The 5,348-nt window shown below is 75.2% G+C and carries 4 protein-coding genes; all 4 read left to right on the forward strand.

Annotation, left to right across the window (positions count from 1 at the left end):
• Positions 1-310: response regulator transcription factor (locus tag CWIS_RS19740; protein WP_053071774.1), on the forward strand; the 310-nt coding region annotated here is incomplete at its 5' end.
• A gap of 133 nt (positions 311-443) precedes the next feature.
• Entirely contained in the window at positions 444-1,745 is a 1,302-nt protein-coding gene (locus CWIS_RS14955) for an HRDC domain-containing protein (RefSeq protein WP_082156513.1), read from the forward strand.
• Between the two features lie 195 nt (positions 1,746-1,940).
• The gene (locus tag CWIS_RS14960; RefSeq protein ID WP_048344128.1) at positions 1,941-3,176 is read left to right on the forward strand and encodes a thiolase family protein; all 1,236 of its coding nucleotides are present in this window, start codon (positions 1,941-1,943) and stop codon (positions 3,174-3,176) included.
• Positions 3,173-5,335: a 3-hydroxyacyl-CoA dehydrogenase NAD-binding domain-containing protein gene (locus CWIS_RS14965; protein ID WP_048344129.1), complete on the forward strand. Its 2,163-nt coding sequence runs from the start codon at positions 3,173-3,175 to the stop codon at positions 5,333-5,335. The genes CWIS_RS14960 and CWIS_RS14965 overlap by 4 nt, the downstream gene beginning before the upstream one ends.
• Positions 5,336-5,348: the final 13 nt, after the last annotated feature.

Genomic DNA, 5,348 nt, shown 5'->3' on the forward strand with positions numbered 1-5,348 from the left:
GAGCCGCGGCGAGCTCAGCGTGCTGCTCTCGGGCGGGATGCGCGGCGCCGTGGCCAGCGCGACCGCGCCGTCGTTGACCCGCACGCCGGCGGCGCCCCCGCCGCCCCCCGCGCTGCCCGAGCTGACGACCCGCGAGCTGAGCGTCCTCAAGCTCGTCGCGCAGGGCCGCAGCAACCGGCTGATCGGCGAAGAGCTCGGCCTGTCCGCCCTCACGGTCAAGAGCCACCTGGCCCGCATCTCGCGCAAGTTCGGCACCGGCGACCGCGCGCACCTGGTCGCGATGTCGTTCCGCGGCGGCCTGCTCGACTGAGCACCCGCGGCACGGGTACCCCTGCTGCCGGGCGCTGCCCTGTCCCGGCGTGCCGCCGGTGTGACGAACGCGGCGGGCACGAGATCCGCGCGGCCTGCACGGCCCGCGGGCCGTCGTCGCCTACGGTGGAACCATGCAATCCGTGGACGACGAGCGTGCGTCGGCCGTCGTCCCACCGGGCGACGCCCCCGAGGCGCCCGGCACCGACCACCCCCAGGCGCAGACCCCCGCGCCGGTCGTCCCCCTGACGGAACCCGCCGACGGCATCCCCGTCGTCGTCGAGACGCCGGCGGCACTCGCGGCCGTCATCGAAGCCTTCGGTGCCGGGACCGGTCCGGTTGCGGTCGACGCCGAGCGCGCGTCCGGCTACCGGTACGGCCAGCGCACGTACCTCGTGCAGCTGCGTCGCGAGGGCGCCGGGACGGCGCTCATCGACCCGATCGCGCTGCCCGACCTGTCGGCGCTCTCCGACGCCCTGGTCGGTGTCGAGTGGGTGCTGCACGCCGCGTCGCAGGACCTCCCGGGTCTGACCGAGCAGGGCATGCACCCGACGCGCGTGTTCGACACCGAGCTCGCGGCCCGGCTGCTCGGCATGGAGCGCGTGGGCCTGGCGGCGGTCGTCGCCGACACGCTCGGTCTCGGCCTGGCCAAGGAGCACTCGGCGGTCGACTGGTCGACGCGCCCGCTGCCCAGCGAGTGGCTGCGCTACGCGGCCCTGGACGTCGAGGTCCTCGTCGAGGTGCGGGCGGTGCTCGCCGAGCGACTGGCGCTCGCCGGCAAGGCCGAGTGGGCCGCTCAGGAGTTCGAGGCCGTGCGCACCGCTCCCCCGCCCGCCCCGCGCGCCGAGCCGTGGCGCCGCGTCTCCGGCCTGCACGCGATCCGTGACGCGCGACGCCTCGCCGTCGTGCGTGAGCTGTGGAGCACGCGGGACCAGAACGCGCGTCAGCGTGACGTCTCGCCCGGCCGGGTGCTGCCCGACACCGCGATCGTCGCGGCGGCGCAGGCGCTCCCGCGCTCGGTCCCCCAGCTCACCGCGCTGCCGCCGTTCGCGGGCAAGGGCACGCGGCGCCGCGCGACGCTCTGGCAGTCCGCGATCGACCGCGCGCTCGCACTCCCCGACGCCGAACTGCCCTCGGTGCGCGGCCCCAAGAGCGACGCCCCGCCGCCCCCGCGCGCGTGGGCTGACCGTGACCCGGCCGCGGCCGCACGCCTGACCGCGGCGCGCGACGTGGTCGCCGAGCTGTCGGCCCGGTACGCCGTGCCGGTCGAGAACATCGTGCAGCCGGACCTGCTGCGCCGCCTGTGCTGGACGCCCCCGCGGTCGCTCGACGCCGCGTCCGTGGCGGAGCACCTGATCGCGGGCGGTGCGCGTCCGTGGCAGGTCGGCCTCGTCACCGAGCCGCTCGCCGCGGCCTTCGCGACGCTCGGCGACTGACCCAGCGCGCCGTCGGACGCACGGCGACCCGGCCTGACCTCTCCCGCCGCAGCTCAGCGGATGTTACTCTCGAGTAACTTCGGTCTCGTGGGCCGAAGGTCCTGCGCTCCGCATGATCCACACGGAGGTAGGACAGCTACCGCACTCCCCGGTCCCGCCCGACCGTACGGACACCGTCGTCCCCAGGAGGCCCCGATGCCCGCCGCATCTCGAGCTCGTCGCACCGTCTTCGTCGACGGGGTACGCACCCCGTTCGGACGCGCACGTCCCGACGGGCTCTACGCCCACACCCGCGCCGACGACCTCGTCGTCAAGACCGTGCGCGAGCTCCTGCGCCGGCACCCCCAGCTACCGCCCGCACGGGTCGACGAGGTCGCGATCGCCGCCACCACGCAGCAGGGCGACCAGGGCCTGACCCTGGGCCGCACGGTCGGGATGCTCGCGGGCCTGCCGTCGAGCGTGCCCGGCTACGCGATCGACCGCATGTGCGCGGGCGCCATGACGGCGGTGACGAACGTCGCCGCCGCGATCGGGGTGGGCGCGGCCGACGTCGCTCTCGCCGGCGGGGTCGAGCACATGGGCCGGCACCCGATGGGCTTCGACGCCGAGCCGAACCCGCGGTTCCTCGCGGAGCGGATCGTCGCCGCCGACGCGCTCAACATGGGCGTGACCGCCGAGAACCTGCACGACCGCTTCCCCGCGCTCACGCGCGAGCGGGCCGACGCGTACGGCGCGGCGAGCCAGCGCAAGTACGCCGCCGCCCTCGCGTCGGGCCGGATCGACCCCGACCTCGTCCCGGTCGCCACGCGCGACCCGGAGCAGGGCTGGGGCCTGGCCACGGCCGACGAGCCGCCGCGGCCCGGGACGACCGCCGAGGCCATCGCGTCGCTGCCCACGCCGTTCCGGCCGGGCGGTCGCGTCACGGCCGGGACGTCGGCGCCGCTCACCGACGGCGCCGCGTCCTGTCTGCTCGCGGCCGAGGACACCGCCGCCGAGCTCGGGCTGCCCGTGGGCATGCGGATGGTCCAGTTCGCGTACGCGGGCGTGGAGCCCGAGATCATGGGCGTCGGGCCGGTGCCCGCGACGCGACGCGCGCTCGAGCGCGCGGGCCTGACCATCGAGGACATCGGGCTGTTCGAGATCAACGAGGCGTTCGCGGTCCAGGTGCTCGCGTTCCTCGACGCGTTCGGCATCGCCGACGACGACCCCCGTGTGAACCCGTACGGCGGCGCGATCGCCGTCGGGCACCCGCTCGCGTCATCGGGCGTGCGTCTCATGACCCAGCTCGCGCGCCAGTTCGCCGAGCACCCCGAGGTGCGCTACGGCGTGACCACGATGTGCGTGGGCCTGGGCCAGGGCGGGACCGTCATCTGGGAGAACCCGCACCACGCCGACTACGTGCCGACGAACGACGAGGAGGTCGCCCGATGAGCGCCGACGTGACGACCGCGGCGGACGCCGCCCCGACCGACGCGCCCCCGGCGCCCCGCGCCGAGCGGGTCTCGCACGCCCTGGCCCGCGACGTGACGCTGCCCGGCGGCGCCGGCACGCTCGTCCTGGTCACGATCGACAACGGGCTGGACCACACGAAGCCGACGACCCTCGGCCCGCAGGGGATGGCCGAGCTCACGGCGACGCTGACCGCGGTGCGTGAGCGCGTGCAGGCCGGCCAGGTGCAGGCCGTGGCCGTCACCGGCAAGCCGTACTTCCTCGCGGCCGGCGCCGACCTGACCCAGGTCGCCGGTGTCGTCTCGCGCGACGAGGCGCTCCAGCTCGGCCGCCAGGGCCACGCCGCCTACGCGCTCCTGCAGGACATGGGCGTCCCCACGTTCGCGTTCGTCAACGGCGTCGCGCTCGGCGGCGGGCTCGAGCTCGCGCTCAACTGCCAGTACCGGACGGTTGCGGCCGACGTGCGCGCGCTCGCCCTGCCGGAGACGGGCCTGGGCCTGGTGCCCGGCTGGGGCGGCGCCTACGTCGTCCCGCGCCTCGTGGGCGTGCAGGCCGCGTTCGACGTCATCCTCGCCCGTCCCGCGGCCAACAAGCCGTACACGGCGCAGCAGGCCGCGCAGGTCGGCCTCGTGGACGTCGTGCTCGACACCGCGGACTTCCTCGAGGAGTCGATCCGCTGGGCCGCCCGTGTGGTGACCGGCGAGGTCGTCGTCGAGCGTCGCCCGCTCGACGACGAGGCGACCTGGCGGGCCGTGACCGACGCGGCGCGGAAGCGTCTCGACGCCACGATCGCCGGCTCGCGCCCCGCGCCGTACCGCGCGCTCGACCTCGTCGCCGCCGCACGCACGGCCTCGCGCGACGAGGCGTTCGCCGCCGAGGACGAGGCGCTCGCCGACCTGATCATGTCCGACGAGATGCGCGCGAGCGTCTACTCGTTCGGGCTCCTCTCGAGCGGCAAGCGACCGGTCGGGGCGCCCGACAAGGCGCTCCCGCGCCCGGTCACGCGCGTCGGGATCGTCGGTGCAGGTCTCATGGCGGCCCAGATCGCGCTCCTGTTCGCGCAGCGTCTCGGCGTGCCGGTGGTCATGCGCGACCTGGACGACGAGCGCGTCGCCAAGGGGCTCGAGGCGGTCCAGGCCGGCGTCGAGCGCCTGACCTCTTCGGGCCGGCTCTCCGAGTCGGCGGCGTCCCGGCTGCTCGGCTCGATCCGCGGCACGACCCGGCTCGAGGACCTGGCGGGCTGCGACTTCGTCATCGAGGCCGTCACCGAGGTGCTCTCGCTCAAGAAGCGGGTCTTCGCGGAGGTCGAGCAGGTCGTGGCGCCGGACGCGATCCTCGCGACCAACACCTCGGCGCTGTCGATCACCGCGATGGCCGCCGACCTGCAGCACCCCGAGCGCGTCGTCGGCCTGCACTTCTTCAACCCGGTCGCGGCGATGCCGCTGGTCGAGGTGATCCACGCCGAGCACACCTCGCCCGAGGCGCTCGCCACCGGAGTCGCGGTCGCCGCCAAGCTCCGCAAGACCGCGGTGCTGTGCGCGGACCGCCCCGGCTTCGTCGTGAACCGCCTGCTCGTCCTGCTGCTCGGCGTGATCGTCGACGCCGTCGAGAAGGGCACACCCGTCGAGGTCGCCGACCGTGCCCTGCGTCCGCTCGGCCTGCCCATGCCGCCGTTCGAGCTGTTCGACCTGGTCGGGCCCGCGGTCGGCCTGCACGTCCTGACGTCGCTGCGCGAGGACCTCGGTGACCGCTTCCCGCGTTCGCCTGGTCTCGTCCGGCTCGTCGAGGAGGGCGCCACGGTCGTCCTGCCGGCCCCCGCCAAGGGCCTGCCCAAGCCGGTGAACCCCGCGATCCAGGCGACGTTCGACGCCGCGCGCGAGGGCGAACTGCTCGCCCAGCCGCTCGACGAGGCCGGCGTCCTGGACGCGGTGCTCACCGCACTCACGGTCGAGGTCGGCCACATGCTCGACGAGCAGGTCGTCGCCACGCCCCAGCAGATCGACCTCTGCCTGATCCTCGGCGCGGGCTGGGGCTTCCACCTGGGCGGCCTCACGCCGTACCTGGACCGCACCGGGTACAGCGAGCGGCTCCTCGGTCATCGTCTGCTGCCCGACGGCGTGGCCAACGTCCGGAGCGCCTGACCGACCCACGGCG

Origin of the sequence: Cellulomonas sp. A375-1, from assembly GCF_001040865.1 — a bacterium.
Taxonomy (GTDB): Bacteria; Actinomycetota; Actinomycetes; order Actinomycetales; family Cellulomonadaceae; genus Cellulomonas; species Cellulomonas gelida.